The organism is Bradyrhizobium sp. HKCCYLRH2015, assembly GCF_051168215.1.
In the GTDB taxonomy this organism is placed as follows: Bacteria; Pseudomonadota; Alphaproteobacteria; order Rhizobiales; family Xanthobacteraceae; genus Bradyrhizobium.
On record NZ_JBNPUO010000003.1, the window covers coordinates 262,965 to 281,490 of the forward strand.

Consider the following 18,526-nt stretch of genomic DNA (forward strand, 5'->3'; position numbering starts at 1 on the left):
CGTCGCGGGAGTGCGGTGGGCTGTTCGGAAAAATCGTGGAGTGGATGTGGTGGCGGGAACGGGCGCGGATACGTCGCAGACGCGGGCGCTTCCGGTGCGCATGCGTTGGCGAGATGGCGGCAACAAATTCGGTGTCGTCCCGGGCTTGACCCGGGACCCATAACCACAGGCGGATGTGTGAGGCAGGCTGGTGCTTCAGGATGTGCCCAACACGTCTTCCTGTGGCTATGGGTCCCGGGTCAAGCCCGGGACGACAGCGGAGAACGAGGCGGGTGCGTGCCCATGCCATCAAGCTTGGCGCGCGCTCGACAACTACTTCCTGATCTTCACGCCCTTGGTCGTGAAGCGCTGCGGCCGCTGTTCGGGTCGCACAGGCCGCCGCGTGACGGCAGCCTTTCCCGTCCCCGGCGGCTGATGTGCGGGCACCAGCTGATCCGGGCGGGAGCCGATCAAATCGGCGCGGCCCATGGCGCGCAGCGCGTCCCGCAGCACCGGCCAGTTGTCCGGGTCGTGATAGCGCAGGAACGCCTTGTGCAGCCTGCGCTGCTTGAGGCCCTTGATGGCCTCGACCTTGTCGCTGCCGCCATGACGGACGCCGCGCAGCGGGTTGACGCCGGTGTGGTACATCGCGGTCGCCGTCGCCATCGGCGACGGCAGGAAGGTCTGGACCTGATCGGCGCGGTAGCGGTTCTTCTTCAGCCACAGCGCGAGGTTCATCATGTCCTCATCGCTGGTGCCGGGATGGGCGGCGATGAAATACGGGATCAAATAGTACTTCTTGCCAGCCTGCGCCGCGGCGGCGTCGAACATCTGCTTGAAGCGGTGATAGGTGCCGATGCCCGGCTTCATCATCTTGTCGAGCGGACCACGCTCGGTATGCTCCGGCGCGATCTTCAGGTAGCCGCCGACGTGATGCGTCACGAGCTCCTTGATATAGGCCGGGCTCTCGACCGCGAGGTCGTAGCGCACGCCCGAGGCGACCATCACGCGCTTGACGCCCTTGACCTCGCGGACCTTGCGATAGAGCCGGATGAGATCGTCATGCGAGGTGTTGAGGTTCGGGCAGATCTCCGGGAAGACGCAGGACGGCCGGCGGCACGCGGCCTCGACCTTGGGGTCCTTGCAGGCCATCCGGTACATGTTGGCGGTCGGGCCGCCGATGTCGGAGATCACGCCGGTGAAGCCCGGCGTCTTGTCCCGGATGCGCTCGATCTCCTGCAGGATCGAGCCTTCCGAGCGGCTCTGGATGATGCGGCCCTCATGCTCGGTGATCGAGCAGAAGGTGCAGCCGCCGAAGCAGCCGCGCATGATCGTCACCGAGAACTTGATCATGTCCCAGGCCGGGATCTTGGCGTCGCCATAGGACGGATGCGGCGCGCGGGCGTAGGGCAGATCGTAGACGCTGTCCATCTCCGCCATGGTCAGCGGGATCGGCGGCGGGTTGAGCCAGAGGTCGCGGTCGCCATGACGCTGCACCAGCGGACGCGCATTGCCCGGATTGCTTTCCCGGTGCAGCACGCGCGAGGCGCGCGCATAGGCCTCCTTGTCGGCCTCGACCTGCTCGCAGGACGGCAGCCGGACCACGACACAGCCCTTCTCGCGCGCCGCGCCTTCATCGGCGGAGTCGAGATCGTCGGCGTGCAGTTCGATGTAGGTCTCGGGCACTTTCCGGAACAGCGCGGTGCCGCGCACCGACTGGATGTCCTTCGGCGCTTCGCCGCTGGCGATGCGGTGCGCGACCTCGATCACGGCGCGCTCGGCATTGCCGTAGATCAGGATGTCGGCCTTGGCGTCGGCCAGCACCGAGCGGCGCACCTTGTCGGACCAGTAGTCGTAATGCGCGATGCGGCGCAGCGAGGCCTCGATGCCGCCGAGCACGACCGGCACATCCTTGAACGCCTCGCGGCAGCGCTGCGCATAGACCAGCGTGCAGCGGTCCGGCCGCCTGCCGCCTTCGCCGTTCGGCGTGTAGGCGTCGTCGCTGCGGATGCGGCGGTCGGCGGTGTAGCGGTTGACCATGGAGTCCATGTTGCCGCCGGTGACGCCGAAGAACACGCGCGGGCGTCCCAGCGCCTTGAACGGCTCGGCCGAATGCCAGTCGGGCTGGGAGATGATGCCGACGCGAAACCCCTGGGCCTCGAGCAGCCGGCCGATGATTGCCATGCCGAAGGAGGGGTGGTCGACATAGGCGTCGCCGGTCACCAGCACGATGTCGCAGACGTCCCAGCCGAGCGCGTCCATCTCCTTGCGGCTCATCGGCAGGAACGGCGCAGGCTTGAGGTCGGCGCGGTGGCGCGGCCAGGAACTCAACGGGGGGGCGGTGAGGGCGATGTTCATCGCCCACGCATAGAGCCGCGGCGCTGCGAGTTCAACCAAAGCCCCGGTCGCAGGCGAGGGCCGGTGGTCAAATTGTCCGGAATGGTTCCCGCAGCGTTGCGCGGCCGACCAGCCGTCTCAGTTGAGGTGATGCGACGCGCCGTTGCGGCGCTTGAGCCAGCCATGGCCGAAATAGGCCAGCAGCGCGGCTGCGGCGAGCATGATCCAGATCGAGGGCATCTTCGAGCGCGGGCTGCCGCCGGCCTCGCCGACCGTGACCGGCCCGGTGCCGGGCTCGGTCATCGACACCAGCCGCAGGCCGGCGGCGTCGGTCGCGCGCCGCATGTCGGCGATAGCGGAATGGGGCAGCGGGTCGGCGGCGAACGGCCGACCAGTCGCCGGCGCGGGCTCGTCGGACGCGGCGAGGTCGCCCGGCGGCGGCTCCATGGCGGATTGCGCGGCGTGGCTGCCGGCGGGCAGCTGGGCGAAGGAGTTCAGGTTCGCCGGCCGATGCGGCTTCGGCCCATGCTGCGCCATCCGGTCCGGCTTCTCGGCCTTGTCCATCTTTTTCGGCGTCATGCTCTGCGGCACCGCGACCCGCACCTGCGGCCGCGAATAGGACGCGGGCTGGGTGACGGCCAGCATGCGGTCGGACCAGGCCATATAGGCCTTGCAGAGATCGTTGCAGTATTGGCCGTTGACCATGTCGGCGGATCCGGCCTGCGCGGCGCCGGGCGCGGCAACACAGATGATCGAGACCAGCGCGGCGGCCGCTCCGAGCCTCGACGATGTCAAAACAGGCAATGCGCTCAACTGGCCGATCATCGCAATTTCCCCCGTCGCGGTTTCACGCCGTTTGAGGAATAACGACAGCCGGTCTGGTCGAGAGTTGGATCAGATCGCGTCAACATCCGGATGAGTTGAGGTCAATTTGCTGATGCGAGGCGTTATCAATAAGCGGCGGGCTTTGCTGTTCGACATCGACGGCACGCTCGCCGATACCGACGCGCTGCACCTGCAGGCCTTCAACGCGGTGTTCGGGCCGTATGGCCATGTGTTCGACCGCGCGCGGGCGGCACGCGAACTGCTCGGCCGATCCAATTTGTCGATCTCCGCCCAATTTCTGCCCGATGAGCCGCCCGAGCGGCGCGCGGCGGTCATGGCGCAGAAGGAGGAGGTGTTTCGCAGCCTCGCCGCCGGCGCGGTGCAGCCGCTGCCGGGCCTGATGGCGTTGCTCGATCGGGCCGCGGCGGCGGCGATTCCGGTGGCGGCCGTCACCAACGCGCCGCGCGCCAATGCCGAGCTGATCCTGCACGGGCTCGGGCTGATGGACCGGTTTCGCGCCGTGATCATCGGCGACGAACTGCCGCACGGCAAGCCGCACCCGCTGCCCTATCTGGAAGGCCTGCGCGCGATCGACGCCGTGCCGGAATGGTCGGTCGCCTTCGAGGATTCCCGCGCCGGCATCGCGGCGGCGACGGCGGCTGGCATCGCCACCGTCGGCATGCGCACCAATCTCGCTCATGACGAGCTGATCGCGGCGGGCGCGGCGCTGACCGCGGCGGCGTTCGATGACGCCGACGTGCTCGATCTGGTGATGGCGCGGCTGGGAGAGCGACTGTGAGCGACGCCGCGGAGCTGACATATCGCTGACATCAGGCAACAGCTTGCGGTCACCGCGCTTGCGCGATGGTCTCGACCAACGCGGCCGCTCGCTTGGCCGTCACGAGATCAAGGTGAGACGCATGCGCAAGTTGTTGATCGCGGCCGGCCCCTCGGAACAGCCGTTCCGGCTGATGTTGCAGGTCGATGACGAAGGATCAGCATCCAATCAGCGCGGCCGTCGCGACAGTGGAGCCGGGCGAGCCAAGCGCGGCCGCGCCAAGCGTTCGGCCCGGCCGTTTCGCTGGGCGCAGCCGTCGCGCGCAATGGCCGCCATCCTTCGCGGCTTGCGGGCGACGCTGCTGGCTCTCTCTCCCGTGGAGATCCGGAACGATGTGAGCGTACGGCAGGAGGCCTCGCGGGACACGTCGCCGGTCGTGCCACGGCTTCGCGCCGTCAGCGGCTGCGGAGGAGCGCGCGAGGCCGCCGCCGTGCCGGCCGGCGCGCCCAACGCGGTCTTCTGCGCTGCGGCCACGCCGCGCCATCACGTCCGGTCGATGGAATCGCCACGCGCCCAGCGCCGGCGGCTGCGGGCGCGCTGATCGCATCACCGCATGGGTGCCCTGCATGCTCCGTCCGTCGCCCCTTGCTTGTCCGCAGCCCGATGCCGTGATTGAAACGGACGGTGCGCGCCAGGCTCGCTGGGCTCGCCTCGCAGGAGGACGGATCGATCATGTTCGTGGCGCGTGTCGTGCCGATCGCCGTCGCCTTTTTCTGCGCGACCGCCGCCCTCGCGGCCGACAGGCCCGGCGAGACCAAAGACACGGTGCTGGAGCCGTCGCCCGCCAATCTGGCGCTGACGTGGAGCGGGGCCAACCTGGTGTTGCCGGCGACGCTTGCCGGCGGACGGCGCTGGGAGGGCCGTGCGGAGGACGCGCCCGACGTGATCGGGATCGCGCCGCTCGCGATCGTGATGCACGGGTCAAGCGGCGTGGCGCCGGCCGTGAAGGAGTTCCAGGCCTGGCTCGCCGACGAGCTCGGCGTGGCGTCGGTGGCGCCCGACAGCCTCGCGATTCCCGACCGGCTGACCTACACCTCGCCGGTCGACGTCGCGACCTATGAGCGTGTCCACGCCCTGCGGCTGGCCGAGCTCGAGAACGCGCTGAAGGCGTCGCGCGACTGGAGCTGGGTCGACCGGCTGCGGATCGTGCTGGCGGGCACCAGCGAGGGTGCGGTGGCGGTCGGCCGCTACGCCGGCAAGGACGTGGCGGCGCGGCTGATCTATTCGTGGTCGTGCGAGGACAACTACTTCGTCAGCGCGCCCCGGCTCGGCATCGGTCCGAACGAGCCGGTGCTGAACGCGATTTCCGCGCGCGATCCCTATTTCTCGGCTGCCAATCCCTGGAACAAGGACCGCGCCGTCACCGGCTCCTGCGCCGCCGCGCTCAAGGACGATGCCAAGGCGGAGGTGATGGTGATCGATGCCGACGTCCATACGATCCTGAACCGGCCGGAGGTGCACGAGCGGAGCGCGCGATTCCTGCGCGGCGTGTTGGAGCCATGATGGGCCGGGCGGAGGATTGACGACGTGCTGAGACTGCTCGTGCTCGAAGGCAATTCGCTGGACGGAAGGCGCCGCTGGGCCGAGATCGCAGGTGCCACGCCGTCGGAGAGCTACGCCGACGTGCTGCGCGCGCTCGCGCCAGAGGCGGCGATCGACATCGCCACGCCCGCCGATGCCGATGCGCGCCTGCCGCAGCCGATCGAGGCCTATCAGGGCATCGTCATCACGGGATCGGCGCTCAACATCTATCAGCGCGAGCCGGAATCGCTGCGCCAGATCGAGCTGGTGCGCACGGTCTTCGCGCGGGGCGTGCCGATGTTCGGCTCATGCTGGGGACTTCAGCTCGCCAGCGTTGCGGCCGGCGGCGAGGTGTCGCTCAATCCGGCCGGCCGCGAGGTCGGCTTCGCGCGCAAGATCGCGCTGACGGAGGCGGGCCGCGATCATCCGATGCATGCGGCGCGGGGCGCCGTGTTCGATGCACCGGCGATCCACAGCGACATCGTCACCAGGCTGCCGCCGGATGCGACGGTCACCGCGCGCAATGCAATGAGCGAGGTGCAGGCCGCGGAGATCCGCAGCGGCCGCGGCCGGTTCTGGGGCGTGCAGTATCATCCCGAATTCAGCCTGCAGGACATCGCCTGGGTGATCCGCCGCATCGGCCGGCCGCTGGTCGAGGAGGGGTTCTTCGCCGATCCGGCGGAGCTCGAGCGCTACGCCGCCGATCTCGCGACCCTGCATCATGACCGCGCCCGGCGCGACATTCTGTGGCGGCTCGGGCTCGATCAGGACGTCGCGAATGACCGGGTGCGGCAGGCCGAGATCAGCAACTGGATCGTCTCGCTCGGGCGGGGCTGAGCGCTCTACCGCATGAACTGAATGATGAGCGGCGTCAGCGTCACGTTCATCAGCCCGACCAGCACCATCACGAGGCCGGCGACCGCGCCTTCCTCGCGGCCGATCTGGTGGGCGCGTGCGGTGCCCGCGCCATGCGCGCCGACCCCGAACAGGGCGCCCTTGGCCAGCGTCGAGCGCAGCGGCAGCCGTGCGAGCACGACGTCGCCGACGGCCGCGCCGATGATGCCGGTGAGCACGACGAACACGGCGGTGAGATCGGGGATGCCGCCGATCTCGCCGGAGACTTCCATCGCGAACGGCGTGCTGATCGAGCGCGGCAGCAGGCTGAGGCGCAACTCGCCGTCGATGCCGAGCAAATAGGCCAGCGCCCAGCTGGTCGCCACCGCGGTGAGGCTGCCCGCGACCATGCCGGCCAGCAGCAGCGGCCAGCGGCGGCGGATCAGAGCCCGCTGCTCGTAGATCGGCACGGCGAAGGCGACGGTGGCCGGCCCGAGCAGCGCCACCAGCCAATGCGTGCCGCGGATGTAATCGCGGTAGGAGACGTTGAGCGCGAGCGCCGCGATCATCAGCAGGGCCGGCGCCACCGCGAGCGGCATCAGCCACCAGCGCGGCCAGCGCCGGTGCACGCGCTTGGCGAGCAGATAGAGCAGGATCGTCGCGAGCGACCAGACCGCCGCCTGGATCAGCGGCTCACGCCACAGCGCGGCGAGGGTCATGACGCTCGGTCCAACGGTAGCAGAGGTCGATTGTGAGCGCGGTCACGCACATCACGGCGGTGGTGCTGACGACGATCAAGGCAAAGATCTTCAGGCCGAGCAGGCCAAACAGCTCACGATGGTCGAGCAGCGCCAGCACCGCCGGCACGAAGAACAGCAGCATCTCCGCCAGCATCCAGTTCGCGCCGCGCTTGATGCTCGCGACCTTCAGTCCGCCGGCCAGGATCAGGACGAGCGCCAGCGCCATGCCGATGATGCCGCCGGGCAATGGCAGGCCGGTCGTCCGGACCAGCGCCTCGCCGACGGCCCAGAACAGGCCGAGCAGACCGATCTGCGCCAGCCGGTTGCGGCGGATCAGGCGATGAACCCCAATGGAAATGCTGCGATGCATCATGCGGTGGCGTCCGAAAAGTGATTGCGCTTGCAATGTATGCCGCATCGCAACATGTAGAAAGCGAATTGAATGAATGATAATAAGTCGAATATGGAATATTTTGCCTGATTATGGAACTTCGTACCCTCAGGACCTTCGTCGAGGTCGTCCGCCAAGGCGGCTTCTCCCAGGCCGCCAAGGTGGTGTTCGCGACCCAGTCGACCGTGAGCAAGGCCGTCAAGCAGCTCGAGGACGAGCTGGGATTGCAGCTCTTGGACCGGCTCGGCCACAAGAGCCGCATGACCGCCGCCGGCGAGATCGTCTATCGCCGTGCCATTCGTCTGCTGGCGGAGCGCGATGATCTGCAGGCGGAGCTCGCCGAGCTGCGCGGCTTGAAGCGCGGCGTGCTGCGTCTCGGCCTGCCGCCGATCGGATCGAGCACGCTGTTCGCGCCGTTGTTCGCGCTCTACCGCCAGCTCTATCCGGAGATCGAGATCCGGCTGGTCGAGCACGGCAGCGACCGGCTCAGCGAATTGCTGGCTGCAGGCGACATCGATTTCGCCGGCCTGCTGCCGCCGATCGCCGATGAGTTTGCCGCGCAGATCGTGCGCCGCGAGCCGCTGATGGCGCTGGTCGCGGTCGATCATCCGCTGGCCCGCCGCGAGACCATCACCCTTGCAGAGCTGCGCGAGACGCCGTTCGTGCTGTTCGAGGCCGGCTTCGCGCTCAACCGAATCCTTCGCGAGGCGTGCCGCCGCAACGGCTTCGAACCTGTCGTGGCTGCGCGCAGCACCCAGATCGATTTCATCGCCGAGCTCGCCGGCGCCGGTCTCGGCGTCGCCTTCCTGCCGCGCATGATCGCGACCCAGCGCACGCAGGTGCCGATCAGTCTCGTCCTGCTTGATGAGCCCGGCACCGAATGGACATTGGCGATGGCCTGGCGCCGCGGCGCCTATCTGTCGCCTGCGGCTGCGGCGTGGTTGAGGCTGGTACGCGAGCGCGGCGAGGCTTGAGCAATCACTGCGACGATGTCGCTTCAACGGTGAGAGACGTGCGGCAAGGGATCCCAGTCCTACGGCCTGACTCACAGCGCGCGACTCGCAGCGCGGAACCAGCTCTGCTCCGAAGGCGTTTCCGCATGATCCGAAAAGAACGTGACACGTTTTTGCGTGCCTCGAGCTCATTCATTGAACCGGAGGGCAAGGATGTGCCGTTGGATCGCCTATCGCGGAGAAACGACCGCCTTCGAGCATTATGTGACCGAGCCGGAACATTCCCTGGTGACGCAGAGCATCCGCGCGCTGGAATCGACCGCGGGCACCAATGGTGACGGCTTCGGTCTCGGTTGGTACGGCGATCATCCAGAGCCGGGGCTTTATCGCGAGACGCGGCCGGCCTGGTCGGATGAGAATCTCCGCTATCTCAGCCGGCATCTGCGCTCGCATCTGTTCTTCGCTCATGTCCGCGCCGCGACCGGCACGGCGGTCACTCGCCAGAACTGCCATCCCTTCGCCTGCGGCCGCTGGCTGTTCATGCACAACGGCTTCGTCGGCAGCTGGAACAGGCTGCGGCGCAAGGTCGAGGCGCTGATCCCGGACGCGCTGTATCCGTCGCGGCTGGGCACGACCGATTCTGAAGCCGTGTTCCTCGCCATTGTCGGTGCCGGCATTGATCCGGACCCGATCGGCGCGACGCGCGAGGTGCTGCGATCACTCTGTGAGCTCGTCAATGAGGATGGTCTGCGTGAGCATCTGCGCTTCACCTCGGCGCTGTCCAACGGCCACGATCTCTATGCGTTTCGCTTCGCCGAGAATGACCGCGCCAATTCGCTGTATTTCCGCGAAGACGGCAATCAGGTGATCGCGGTCTCCGAGCCGTATGACAAGGAGCCTGACTGGATCGAGGTGCCGCCGGACCACGTGCTGGTCGCGCGCGCGGCAAAGCCCGCCGAAATTGTTCCGCTATTCGCCGCAGGGACTGCTGATTTTGCCGCGGAACGCAAGCGATCACAACGGGTTGTCGGAGGTACTTAGAACAGCAGGAACTGAAAGATCCCGCGATGTGCGGCATTTGTGGCGAAATCAGCTTTTCCGGAAGGCCCTCATTGTCCACGCTCGGCCGCATCAACGATGCGATGCAGGCGCGTGGTCCTGATGCGGCCGGCCTCTACGTGCAGGGCGGGCTTGCGCTCGGCCATCGCCGCCTGAGCATTCTCGATCTCTCGGCTGCGGCACAGCAGCCGATGATCGACGCGGCGCTAGGTCTCGGCCTGGCATTCAACGGCTGCATCTACAATTTCCGTGAACTTCGCGACGAGCTGAAGGCGAAGGGCTATCGCTTCTTTTCCGACGGCGACACCGAGGTCATCCTCAAGGCCTACCATGCCTGGGGCAAATCCTGCGTGCAGCGCTTCAAGGGGATGTTCGCCTTTGCGCTGTGGGAACGCGACAGCGGGCGCGTTCTGCTGGCGCGCGACCGTCTCGGCATCAAGCCGCTCTACTACACCGATGGTCCTCACGGATTTCGCTTTGCGTCGTCATTGCCGGCGCTGCTGGCGGGCGGCGAGGTCGATACGGCGCTCGATCCGATCGCCTTGCATCACTTCTTCAGCTTCCACGCCGCCGTTCCGGCGCCGCGCACGATATTGCGCGGTGTGAAGAAGCTCGAGCCTGCCACTCTGCTCACGATCGAGCCCGACGGCACGCAGCATCGCGAGCGCTACTGGAGGTTCTCGGTCGGCGAGCAGCGTCCGACCGATCGCGCCATGAGCCAGGAGGAGTGGTCGGAGGCGCTGCTCGAGGCGATGACGACAGCGGTCGACCGCCGGCGCGTGGCCGACGTGCCGGTGGGCGTGCTGCTGTCCGGCGGCCTCGATTCGTCGCTGCTGGTCGCGCTGCTGTCGAAGCTCGGACACGAGGACATCCGCACCTTTTCGATCGGGTTCGATGCGGTGGGCGCGCATTCCGGCGACGAGTTTCGTTACTCGGATATCATCGCGCGGACGTTCGGGACCAATCACGAGCAGATCAGGATCGGCGGCGACCGCGCGCTGCAGGCGCTCCCCGGCGCCATTGCTGCCATGTCGGAGCCGATGGTCAGCCATGACGCCGTCGCGTTCTATCTGCTGTCATCTGAGGTCGCCAAGCGCGTCAAGGTGGTGCAGAGCGGACAGGGAGCCGACGAAGTATTCGGCGGCTACAGCTGGTATCCGGGCTTCCTCTCGGCCAATGATCCCGTTCAGCAATATCAGAACGCCTATTTCGACTGGACGCATTCCGACATGCAGCGGCTGCTGGCACCGGAGATGCTTGGCGACGACGACGCGAGCCTGGCATTCGTGGAGCGCTTCTTCGCAGCTCACGCTGGAGCTTCGGCGGTAGACAAGGTTCTGCAGGTCGACACCGAGATCATGCTGGTCGACGATCCCGTGAAGCGGGTCGACAACATGACGATGGCGTTCGGGCTGGAAGCGCGGGTGCCGTTCCTGGACCACGAGGTCGTCGAGCTGGCCGCGCGCATGCCCGCCGAGCTGAAGGTGAAGAACGGCGGCAAGCATATTCTCAAGGAGGCGGCACGCCGCTGCGTGCCGGCGGAGGTGATCGACCGCCCGAAGGGATATTTTCCGGTGCCCTCACTGCGCTATCTGCGCGGCCCGTTCCTCGACTACGTCCGCGACCTGCTCAACGACGACAAGGCGCGCGCACGCGGTCTCTACCGACGCGATTTCATCGACCACATGTTGCAGCACCCCGAGGCCGAGATGAGCCCGAAGGGACATTCGCGGTTGTGGCAGGCGGCCCTGCTGGAGGCATGGCTGCAGACTCACGGCATTTGACGTCGGAGAGGATTGATCACATGGGATTGGATCCACGCATCCTAGAGAAGCTGCGGCTCGGCCTGAGCGATGACGAGCGGCGCCTGGTGATCCGCTCGGCCACCGGCAGCGAGGAGGTCACGGAATATTCGTTCGGCATCGAGGAGGAGTACTTTCTCGTCGACGCGCAGACGCGCGATGTCGCGATCCGGACGCCGGACGACCTGTTCGAGGCCGCCAACTGGTCGACCGGCGGGCAGGCGATGCGCGAGATGCTGCAGGCCCAGCTCGAGGTCGCCACCAACGTCCATGTCGATGTCGGCGATGCGCGCGAGGAGCTGAAATTCCTGCGGCGCGAGGTTGCCAGCGTGGCGAGCCAGTATGGCCTGACCATCCTGGCCTGCTCCACGCATCCGACCGCGACGTGGCGCAGCTCACTGCCGAGTCCCAAGCCGCGCTACGCGGAGATGATGGAAGACCTGCGCATCGTGGGCCAGCGCAACATGCTGTGCGGCATGCATGTGCACGTCCAGTTGCCGGACCCGGACCTGCGCTTCGCGGTCATGCGGGCGATGCTCCCCTACATCCCGGTGTTCATCGCGCTCTCGGCGTCCTCGCCATTCTGGAATTCGCGCGAGACGGGCCTGAAGGGCTATCGGCTCGCCGCCTACGACGAGCTGCCGCGCAGTGGCCTGCCCGAGCTGTTCACCTCGAAGCAGCAATATGATCGCTATGTGGCGGCGCTGACGAAGTCCGGCGTGATGCCGGACGAGAGCCATGTCTGGTGGGCGATGCGCCCGTCGCTGCGGCATCCGACGCTGGAGCTGCGTGCCCCCGACGTCTGCACCTCGGTCGACGACGCCGTGGCAATTGCCTCGCTCTATCGCGCCTTGGCGCGCCATCTGTACCTGAACCCCGATCTTGCCGAGGCCGTCGGCAACGTCGAGCGTGCGATCGCGGTCGAGAACAAGTGGCGGGCGCAGCGCTATGGCACCGACTGTCTGTTCGTGACCGAGGACGGTCCGGTGACGGGCCAGGAGATCCTGAACCGCATGATCGCGGACGTCGCGCCGCATGCGGAGGCGCTGGGATGTCTCGCCGAGGTCGAGCACTGCCGGATCATCATGCAGTTCGGCAGCTCGGCCGACTATCAGCTGCAGGCCTATCGCGAGTCCGGCGGGCAGTTGTCGGCGGTGACGCGCTGGATCGAGGCCGCCACCGTGTCGCGCGCCGAGCCGCCGCGCTCACAGGCACCGGTCGAGCCCGCCCAATGACGCCGGCCTAGATCGGTTGCCTGATCACACGGCCGTCGCGCGCCACGAGGCGGCCGTCCTTGTAGACCGAGCGGCCCTTTGGCACGGCGACGACGGCCTGCAGAACGTGCTCGGCATCGAGGGTGACAAAGTCGGCCCGCGCGCCGGCGCGCAGGCCGTAATCGGCAAGCCTCAAGACCTTGGCGCCGGCCTCGGTGACGAGGTCGAAGGCCATCCGCAACTCGTCATCGACATAGAACCCGGAGCGGTAGCCGACCATCATGGCGCGGTTCAACAGATCGCCGTCGCCGTAGGGCCACCAGGAGTCGCGGATGTTGTCGTTGCCGCTGAACACGGTGACGCCGGCCGCGCGCAGCAGCGCCACCGGCGGGAAGGGCCGCGCACCCGGTGCATTGGTCATGATGGCAACGCCAGACGCCGCCAGGACATCGGCAATCTTCTTCAGCGGGTCAGCAGGCAGGTCGCCGAGCGCATAGGCGTGACTGACCGCGACGTGGCCCTGCATGCCGAGGGCGCGCGTGCGCGCCGCGATCTGCTCCAGCTCGAACAGCCCGAGCATGCCCGGATCGTGCAGATGGATATCGACGTCGACGCCGTGTTTCTGGGCTGTGCCGAACACGACGTCGAGATGCTTCTCGACGTCGCGGTCGAAGCTCGCGGGATCGAGCCCGCCGACGAGGTTGGCACCGAGCCGGATGGCCTCGTCGAGCAGCTCGGGCGTGCCCGGGCTCTTGAGGATGCCGCTCTGCGGAAAGGCGACGAGCTGGATCTCGATCAGCTCGCGATACTCGTCGCGTACGCGCAGGATCGTTTCCAGCGATGTGAGGCCGACGGAGCCGTCGACCATGACGTGGCTGCGCATCCGCGTGGTGCCGTGGCCGATGCAGAGATCGAGCTGGTTGCGGGCGCGCACGTCCATCGGCGCGGCCGCGGCCATGTTCTGGGCCTGGAAGGTGACGCGCTCATGCACGTCGAAGCCGTTGGTGCAGGGTTTGTGCGGCTTCCACGCATCGCCATAGAAGCTGGTGTCGAGATGGATGTGGCCCTCGACGAAGCCGGGCACGACCAGCGCGCCGCCGAGATCGACCACCTCGCGCGCCTCGGGGCGCTCGGTCTCGGCGAGAAGGCCGCTGATGCGGCCGCCGTCGACCGTGATCGCATGGCGCGCGCCGCGGTCGAGCCGCGCATTGATGAACAGCTTGTCGACGGCCATGCCCAAGATCCTTCCCATCCATCCGCCAGCATCGGAGCCGCGCGAGGGCGATCCGATGCGTGATGAGACGACATTCTTGGTCAGGAGCGGCCGGAGCCGCAAGCATCTTCAGGCGGCAATCGCCTGCGGCAGTCCGGCGATCCAGTCGCGCGCCAGTGCGATGTCCGCCTGCGACAGCTGGTGACCCGCCGGCAGCGTCGTGTGGGTGACGTCAGCGCCGGCCTCGGTGAGCTCAGTGCACAGCTTCGCCGAATTGCTGGCGGGCACGATCGGATCGGCCAGCCCCGACAGCATCAGCACCGGCTGACGCGTCAGCTTGACCGCCGGCGGCTGGCTCAGTGGCACCATGGCTCGGAACAGCACCGCGCCGGCCAACGCCTCCGGTTGCAACAGCAGCAAGGCAGCGGCGATGTTGGCGCCGTTGGAGTAGCCGACCGCGACCGGCGCTCCGATCCCGTAATGCCGACGCGCCTCGCCGACGAACGCGCCGAGCTCCCGCGCGCGGCGGCGGACGTCGTCCTCGTCGAATACACCTTCCGCCAGGCGGCGGAAGAAGCGCGGCATGCCGTGCTCGAGCACCTGCCCGCGTGGCGAGAGGAGAGCCGCGCCGGGCGAGAGCGTGGCGCCGAGCGGCAAGAGATCGTTCTCGTCGCCGCCGGTGCCGTGCAGGAGCAGCAGCGGCGCTGCGCCGGCCGCGCTTGCGGGCTGGAAGCGGTGGGTGAAGGACAATGTGGCGGTCATGATGCGGCCTCCTCGAGGTTGGGCAGCACGCCCTCGATCTGCTTGCGATGCGATTCGAGGAAAGCGGGCAGCTTCAGGTTTTGTCCGAGCTCGGCGACCGGCTCGTCGACCGCGAAGCCCGGGATGTCGGTCGCGATCTCGAACAGCACGCCGCCCGGCTCGCGGAAGTAGATCGAGCGGAAGTAGTTGCGGTCCTTCTGCTCGGTCGGATGCAGGCCGTGGCGATCGACCAGCCGCTGCGCCATCACGCCCTGTTCGGCGTCGTCGGCGGCGCGGAAGGCGATGTGGTGGACGGAGCCCGCGCCCTGCGCGCCGCGTAGAAAGCCCTTGGCCTCGTAGATGTCGACCACGCTGCCTTGCGCATCGCCCGGCGCCTTGAACCGGATCACCGAGCCTTCGCGGCCCGTCTCGGCAAAGCCGAACACGTCGGTCAGCACGGCTGCGGTCTTCTCGGCGGAGTCGAGCAGCAGGGTGACGCCGTGGAAGCCGCGGATGGCGTGCTCGGCCGGGATGTCGCCGTTGCTGTAGCCGGGCTCGTTCTCCGCGCCGGGGATGCCGACCAGCGCGAGCGCCATGCCGTCGGGATCGGTGAACGGCAGCACCGACTCGCCGAAACGCTTCTCCAGCGCCTCATAGGCGATGCCCTTCTCGGTCAGGCGCTGCGTCCAGTAGCCGAGCGAGCGCTGCGGCACGCGGAACGCGGTCTGGTGGGTCTCGCCGACGCCGCGACGGCCCGGCCGCACGCCGGCCCAGGGGAAGAAGGTCAGGATGGTGCCGGGGCGGCCGGTCTCGTCGCCGTAATAGAAGTGATAGGTGCCGGGATCGTCGAAATTGACCGTCTTCTTGACGAAGCGCAGCCCGAGGTCGCGGGTGTAGAAGCCGAAATTGCGGATCGGGTCGCCGGCGATGGCGGTGACGTGGTGAAGTCCGGGCATGTGAATCTCCTGTCGGTAGGCCCAAAAGGGCCGCTTGAATTCCTGGACGCCATATTGGTCTGCTTTGATTTGGAGACAATCCGTGCTCTTGTGACGTCTCTGTCTACGATTTGGCGACAATGACGGCCCGGAGACCCTATGGACAAGCTGAGCAGCCTGCGGGCCTTCGTGAAGGTGGTCGAGAGCGGCAGCTTCGCCGAAGCCGGCCGGCAGCTTCGGCTGTCGCGCTCAGCAATCTCGAAATATATCGGCGAGCTCGAGCAGAGCCTCGGTGCGCAGTTGATCGTCCGCACCACCCGCCATGCCAGCCCGACCGAGACCGGACAGCTCTATTTCGAGCGCGCAGTCTCGATCCTCGCCGAGCTCGACGCCGCCGATCAGGCCGTCAGCCAGTCGCAGGCCGCGCCGCGTGGGCTGTTGCGCGTCAATGCGCCAATGTCGTTCGGCACCATGCGGCTCGGGCCGGTCGTGGCCGATTTCATGGCCCGCTATCCCGAGCTGCAGTTGCAGATCGTGCTCAGCGACGACCTGCTCGATCCGGTGCAGGACGGCTTCGACGTGACGTTGCGTATCGCCGAGCTGGAATCGTCGAGCCTGGTGGCGCGGCGGATCATGCCGGTCGAGCGCGTCATCTGCGCCGCGCCGGCCTATCTGGCGCGGCACGGCACGCCAGAGAGCCCGGAGGAGCTGCGCCGCCACACCTCGCTGACCTACGGCTTCCTGCTGACCGGCAATCAGTGGAAGCTCACCGGCCGCGACGGCGACCACTGGGTCCAGCCGGCGTGGTCGTTGTGCGTCAACAATGCCGAAGTGCTGCGCGATGTCGCCATCAAGGGACAGGGCGTTGCGCTGATCCCGCGCTTCATCGCGGCGGACGCGCTCGAGAGCGGCGCGCTGGCCGCGATCCTGTCGGACTATGCCGCGCCGCCGCTGGCGCTCTATGCGATCTATCCGCCGACGCGGCACCTCTCGGTCAAGGTGCGGCTGTTCATCGACTTCCTGGTCGAGCACTTCGGCAGGGAGCGCGACGTGACCAGCCCCTAGGCTGCAACTGAACGGCAAATCGCCTCGAACCTTTAACCGGGCGCTGATAGGGTTCCGAGCCGGCAGCAGAGAGGGAACGATGCATGGGGCGGCTGAGCACGCATATTCTGGACACGGTCAGGGGCAAGCCCGCGGCCGGCGTCGCGATCGATCTCGATGTCCTCGAACCCGACGGCTCCTGGCGCCGCGTCAAGCAGGTGCGGAGCAATGCGGACGGGCGGACCGATCAGCCGATGCTGGCGGACGATGACTTCGCCACCGGCACCTACATGCTGACCTTCCATATGGGAGCTTATTTCAAGACCCATGGCCTCGCCTTGGGCGACCCGCTGTTTCTCGATCTGATCCCGCTCCGCTTCTCCGTCGCCGATGCCGGCGCGCACTACCATGTGCCGCTGCTGGCGACGCCCTGGAGCTACCAGACCTATCGCGGGAGCTGAGCCGGATGAGTGCTGACGTCTATCCGCGCGACATGGTCGGCTACGGCCGCACGCCGCCGCATCCGCGCTGGCCCGGCGATGCCCGCATCGCGGTGCAGTTCGTGATCAACTACGAGGAGGGCGGCGAGAACAACATCCTCCACGGTGACGCTGCCTCCGAAGCCTTCCTGTCCGAGATCGTGGGCGCCCAGCCGTGGCCGGGCCAGCGCCACATGAACATGGAGTCGATCTACGAGTTCGGCTCGCGCGCCGGCTTCTGGCGGCTGTGGCGGATGTTCACCGCCCGCAAGCTGCCGGTCACGGTGTTCGCGATCGCGAGCGCGATGGCGCGCAATCCTGATGCTGTCGCCGCGATGAAGGAAGCCGGCTGGGAGATTGCCTCCCACGGCCTGAAATGGATCGACTACCGCGATGTCCCCGAAGCCGACGAGCGCGCCGATATCGAGCAGGCGATCCGCCTCCATGCCGAGCTGACGGGCGAGCGGCCGCTCGGCTTCTACCAGGGCCGCACGTCGGAGCGCACGCTCGACATCGTCCTCAACCAGCAGGGCTTCGTCTACAGCGCCGATTCCTATGCCGACGAATTGCCGTACTGGATCGCAGGGCCGCACGGCCCGCAACTGATCGTGCCCTATACGCTCGATGCCAACGACATGCGCTTCGCCACCCCGCAGGGCTTCAATTCCGGCGATCAGTTCTTCGCCTATCTGAAGGACAGTTTTGATACGCTCTACGCCGAGGGTGAGGAAAGCCCGCGCATGATGTCGGTCGGGCTGCACTGCCGGCTGGTCGGCCGCCCCGGGCGCGCGGCCGCGCTGGCGCGCTTCCTCGACTACATCACCGGCCATGACAAGGTCTGGGTCGCGACCCGGCTGGACATCGCCCGGCACTGGATCCGGACGCATCCGCCGGCTGGTGCATGGCGGCCATCGCATATGTCGCGCGTGCTGTTCGTCGAGCGCTATGGCGACATCTTCGAGCACTCCCCGGAGATTGCCGACCGCGCCTATCGTGCCGGCCTGTCCGCGTTCGACGACGCCGCGGATGCGCTGCATACGACGCTCATGAACGTCGTCCGCGCCATGAGCCGCGACGAGAAGCTGAAGCTGATCCGCGCCCATCCGGAGCTCGCCGGCCGCGAGGCGCTGGCGGGTGAGATGACGAACGACTCGATCGGCGAGCAGGGTCGGCTCGGCTTCACCGCGCTCTCGCGCGCCGAGTTCGAGCGCGTCGCCGACATCAACCGCCGCTATCGCGACAAGTTCGGCATGCCGCTGATCGTCGCGCTCGCGCTGCACGCCGACCGCCCCTCGGTCATCGCCGAGATGGAACGCCGCATCGGCAACGATATGGATACCGAGATCGCCAACGCGATCGACCAGATCGGCCACATCACGCGGGCGAGATTGGCGAAGAAGTTCGAGCAGGGGTGAGCAGGCGGGCTGGTGTCGTCGCCTGTTAGTTGGTTCGGTGCGCGCGCCTCGCAGCCGGTGGGCTCCCTCTCCCCGTTCTTACGGGGAGAGGGTTGGGGTGAGGGGCAGCCGCACGAGTGGTGTTCGTTGTTGGACCTGTACCCCCTCACCCGGATTGCATCTGGCGATGCAATCCGACCTCTCCCCGCAAGCGGGGCGAGGTTAAG

18 protein-coding genes are annotated in these 18,526 nt (G+C 67.4%); 11 read left to right on the top strand and 7 right to left on the bottom strand.

Annotated elements, in window-relative coordinates:
* Window positions 1–312 precede the first annotated feature (312 nt).
* The gene (locus ACQR1H_RS09225) at window positions 313–2,337 is read right to left on the bottom strand and encodes a YgiQ family radical SAM protein (RefSeq protein WP_315805266.1); all 2,025 of its coding nucleotides are present in this window, start codon (window positions 2,335–2,337) and stop codon (window positions 313–315) included.
* A 117-nt stretch (window positions 2,338–2,454) separates the two neighbouring features.
* Window positions 2,455–3,141, bottom strand: a complete 687-nt coding sequence (locus tag ACQR1H_RS09230) for a hypothetical protein (RefSeq protein WP_315805265.1) — start codon at window positions 3,139–3,141, stop codon at window positions 2,455–2,457.
* A 106-nt stretch (window positions 3,142–3,247) separates the two neighbouring features.
* Here ACQR1H_RS09230 and ACQR1H_RS09235 point away from each other — a divergent pair, with 106 nt between their 5' ends.
* The 4 genes from ACQR1H_RS09235 (at window position 3,248) to ACQR1H_RS09250 (ending at window position 6,337) form a co-directional block, all read left to right on the top strand.
* Window positions 3,248–3,940 (top strand): HAD family hydrolase, encoded by a 693-nt coding sequence (locus ACQR1H_RS09235; RefSeq protein WP_315805264.1) that lies wholly within the window; start codon window positions 3,248–3,250, stop codon window positions 3,938–3,940.
* A 121-nt stretch (window positions 3,941–4,061) separates the two neighbouring features.
* On the top strand, window positions 4,062–4,520 hold the full coding sequence (locus ACQR1H_RS09240) for a hypothetical protein (RefSeq protein ID WP_434873475.1): 459 nt from the start codon (window positions 4,062–4,064) through the stop codon (window positions 4,518–4,520).
* A 131-nt stretch (window positions 4,521–4,651) separates the two neighbouring features.
* Complete coding sequence (locus tag ACQR1H_RS09245; protein WP_434873513.1) at window positions 4,652–5,482, top strand: hypothetical protein; 831 nt, start codon at window positions 4,652–4,654, stop codon at window positions 5,480–5,482.
* Between the two features lie 24 nt (window positions 5,483–5,506).
* Window positions 5,507–6,337, top strand: coding sequence for a type 1 glutamine amidotransferase (locus ACQR1H_RS09250; protein ID WP_316182807.1), 831 nt, complete (start codon window positions 5,507–5,509; stop codon window positions 6,335–6,337).
* A gap of 5 nt (window positions 6,338–6,342) precedes the next feature.
* Here the strand turns inward: ACQR1H_RS09250 and ACQR1H_RS09255 are convergent, their stop codons facing one another.
* The gene (locus ACQR1H_RS09255) at window positions 6,343–7,053 is read right to left on the bottom strand and encodes an LrgB family protein (RefSeq protein ID WP_434907445.1); all 711 of its coding nucleotides are present in this window, start codon (window positions 7,051–7,053) and stop codon (window positions 6,343–6,345) included.
* Complete coding sequence (locus ACQR1H_RS09260; protein ID WP_315805260.1) at window positions 7,028–7,447, bottom strand: CidA/LrgA family protein; 420 nt, start codon at window positions 7,445–7,447, stop codon at window positions 7,028–7,030. Before ACQR1H_RS09260 ends, ACQR1H_RS09255 begins: the two co-directional genes overlap by 26 nt.
* 110 nt (window positions 7,448–7,557) lie before the next feature.
* Here ACQR1H_RS09260 and ACQR1H_RS09265 point away from each other — a divergent pair, with 110 nt between their 5' ends.
* The 4 genes from ACQR1H_RS09265 to ACQR1H_RS09280 all read left to right on the top strand — a co-directional run bounded on the left by ACQR1H_RS09265 (window position 7,558) and on the right by ACQR1H_RS09280 (window position 12,514).
* The gene (locus ACQR1H_RS09265; protein WP_434907446.1) at window positions 7,558–8,439 is read left to right on the top strand and encodes a LysR family transcriptional regulator; all 882 of its coding nucleotides are present in this window, start codon (window positions 7,558–7,560) and stop codon (window positions 8,437–8,439) included.
* Between the two features lie 192 nt (window positions 8,440–8,631).
* On the top strand, window positions 8,632–9,459 hold the full coding sequence (locus ACQR1H_RS09270; protein ID WP_434907447.1) for a class II glutamine amidotransferase: 828 nt from the start codon (window positions 8,632–8,634) through the stop codon (window positions 9,457–9,459).
* 26 nt (window positions 9,460–9,485) lie between these two features.
* A complete protein-coding gene (locus ACQR1H_RS09275) occupies window positions 9,486–11,261 on the top strand; it encodes an N-acetylglutaminylglutamine amidotransferase (protein ID WP_434907448.1) in 1,776 nt (591 codons plus the stop codon).
* A 20-nt stretch (window positions 11,262–11,281) separates the two neighbouring features.
* Entirely contained in the window at window positions 11,282–12,514 is a 1,233-nt protein-coding gene (locus ACQR1H_RS09280; RefSeq protein WP_316239440.1) for a carboxylate-amine ligase, read from the top strand.
* Between the two features lie 7 nt (window positions 12,515–12,521).
* Here the strand turns inward: ACQR1H_RS09280 and ACQR1H_RS09285 are convergent, their stop codons facing one another.
* From ACQR1H_RS09285 to ACQR1H_RS09295, 3 genes are all read right to left on the bottom strand, one after another.
* Window positions 12,522–13,727, bottom strand: coding sequence for an amidohydrolase family protein (locus tag ACQR1H_RS09285; RefSeq protein WP_434907449.1), 1,206 nt, complete (start codon window positions 13,725–13,727; stop codon window positions 12,522–12,524).
* 108 nt (window positions 13,728–13,835) lie between these two features.
* Window positions 13,836–14,468, bottom strand: a complete 633-nt coding sequence (locus ACQR1H_RS09290) for an alpha/beta hydrolase (protein ID WP_316239439.1) — start codon at window positions 14,466–14,468, stop codon at window positions 13,836–13,838.
* Window positions 14,465–15,403 (bottom strand): ring-cleaving dioxygenase, encoded by a 939-nt coding sequence (locus tag ACQR1H_RS09295; protein WP_315805253.1) that lies wholly within the window; start codon window positions 15,401–15,403, stop codon window positions 14,465–14,467. Before ACQR1H_RS09295 ends, ACQR1H_RS09290 begins: the two co-directional genes overlap by 4 nt.
* Before the next feature lie 138 nt (window positions 15,404–15,541).
* Between ACQR1H_RS09295 and ACQR1H_RS09300 the strand changes: the two genes are divergently transcribed.
* The 3 genes from ACQR1H_RS09300 (at window position 15,542) to puuE (ending at window position 18,320) form a co-directional block, all read left to right on the top strand.
* A complete protein-coding gene (locus ACQR1H_RS09300) occupies window positions 15,542–16,447 on the top strand; it encodes a LysR substrate-binding domain-containing protein (protein WP_434907450.1) in 906 nt (301 codons plus the stop codon).
* Window positions 16,448–16,530: 83 nt separating this feature from the next.
* On the top strand, window positions 16,531–16,887 hold the full coding sequence (uraH, locus tag ACQR1H_RS09305) for a hydroxyisourate hydrolase (protein WP_315805251.1): 357 nt from the start codon (window positions 16,531–16,533) through the stop codon (window positions 16,885–16,887).
* A gap of 5 nt (window positions 16,888–16,892) precedes the next feature.
* Window positions 16,893–18,320: an allantoinase PuuE gene (gene puuE / locus ACQR1H_RS09310; protein WP_434907451.1), complete on the top strand. Its 1,428-nt coding sequence runs from the start codon at window positions 16,893–16,895 to the stop codon at window positions 18,318–18,320.
* The last annotated feature ends 206 nt before the right edge of the window (window positions 18,321–18,526 follow it).

Excerpts from the sequence above, each read along its gene's own strand:
- ACQR1H_RS09225 (WP_315805266.1), bottom strand. The coding sequence starts at position 2,337 with ATGAACATCGCCCTCACCGCCCCCCCGTTGAGTTCCTGGCCGCGCCAC.
- ACQR1H_RS09230 (WP_315805265.1), bottom strand. The coding sequence starts at position 3,141 with ATGATCGGCCAGTTGAGCGCATTGCCTGTTTTGACATCGTCGAGGCTC.
- ACQR1H_RS09240 (WP_434873475.1), top strand. The coding sequence starts at position 4,062 with ATGCGCAAGTTGTTGATCGCGGCCGGCCCCTCGGAACAGCCGTTCCGG.
- ACQR1H_RS09245 (WP_434873513.1), top strand. The coding sequence starts at position 4,652 with ATGTTCGTGGCGCGTGTCGTGCCGATCGCCGTCGCCTTTTTCTGCGCG.
- ACQR1H_RS09255 (WP_434907445.1), bottom strand. The coding sequence starts at position 7,053 with ATGACCCTCGCCGCGCTGTGGCGTGAGCCGCTGATCCAGGCGGCGGTC.
- ACQR1H_RS09260 (WP_315805260.1), bottom strand. The coding sequence starts at position 7,447 with ATGATGCATCGCAGCATTTCCATTGGGGTTCATCGCCTGATCCGCCGC.
- ACQR1H_RS09265 (WP_434907446.1), top strand. The coding sequence starts at position 7,558 with ATGGAACTTCGTACCCTCAGGACCTTCGTCGAGGTCGTCCGCCAAGGC.
- ACQR1H_RS09270 (WP_434907447.1), top strand. The coding sequence starts at position 8,632 with ATGTGCCGTTGGATCGCCTATCGCGGAGAAACGACCGCCTTCGAGCAT.
- ACQR1H_RS09275 (WP_434907448.1), top strand. The coding sequence starts at position 9,486 with ATGTGCGGCATTTGTGGCGAAATCAGCTTTTCCGGAAGGCCCTCATTG.
- ACQR1H_RS09280 (WP_316239440.1), top strand. The coding sequence starts at position 11,282 with ATGGGATTGGATCCACGCATCCTAGAGAAGCTGCGGCTCGGCCTGAGC.
- ACQR1H_RS09285 (WP_434907449.1), bottom strand. The coding sequence starts at position 13,727 with ATGGCCGTCGACAAGCTGTTCATCAATGCGCGGCTCGACCGCGGCGCG.
- ACQR1H_RS09290 (WP_316239439.1), bottom strand. The coding sequence starts at position 14,468 with ATGACCGCCACATTGTCCTTCACCCACCGCTTCCAGCCCGCAAGCGCG.
- ACQR1H_RS09295 (WP_315805253.1), bottom strand. The coding sequence starts at position 15,403 with ATGCCCGGACTTCACCACGTCACCGCCATCGCCGGCGACCCGATCCGC.
- ACQR1H_RS09300 (WP_434907450.1), top strand. The coding sequence starts at position 15,542 with ATGGACAAGCTGAGCAGCCTGCGGGCCTTCGTGAAGGTGGTCGAGAGC.
- uraH (WP_315805251.1), top strand. The coding sequence starts at position 16,531 with ATGGGGCGGCTGAGCACGCATATTCTGGACACGGTCAGGGGCAAGCCC.
- puuE (WP_434907451.1), top strand. The coding sequence starts at position 16,893 with ATGAGTGCTGACGTCTATCCGCGCGACATGGTCGGCTACGGCCGCACG.